Below are 293 nucleotides of genomic sequence, written 5' to 3'. Positions count from 1 at the left end.
CATGGACACGAAGCTAAGCTCATTTCTGCCAAGCTCGTTTCGAATATCCGCCAAACGCAGAAGACTGATGCCAATGATGCACTGGCAATCGTTCAGGCCAGTCAGCTCGTGGATGTTCAATTTATCAACGGCAAGTCCGTTGCTCAACAAGAGCTTCAATCTCTATTGAGAATGCGTGAATTAGCCGTTAAACAGAAAATTGCTCTACAGAATCAGGTTCGCGCACTCCTCGCTGAATTTAATATTCACGGATCGTCTGTCAAAGGTAGAGGCGGCTTGAGCGGTGCCGTTCA

The 293-nt window shown here is 47.4% G+C and carries 1 protein-coding gene; it reads left to right on the top strand.

Annotated features, from left to right (window positions below; genetic code table 11):
• Nucleotides 1–293 (top strand): IS110 family transposase (locus tag JW499_RS22035; RefSeq protein ID WP_205212553.1); only part of this gene is annotated, 293 nt, incomplete at both ends.

The organism is Amphritea pacifica (assembly GCF_016924145.1).
In the GTDB taxonomy this organism is placed as follows: domain Bacteria; phylum Pseudomonadota; class Gammaproteobacteria; order Pseudomonadales; family Balneatricaceae; genus Amphritea; species Amphritea pacifica.
This window is presented reverse-complemented; position numbering and strand designations above follow the sequence as displayed.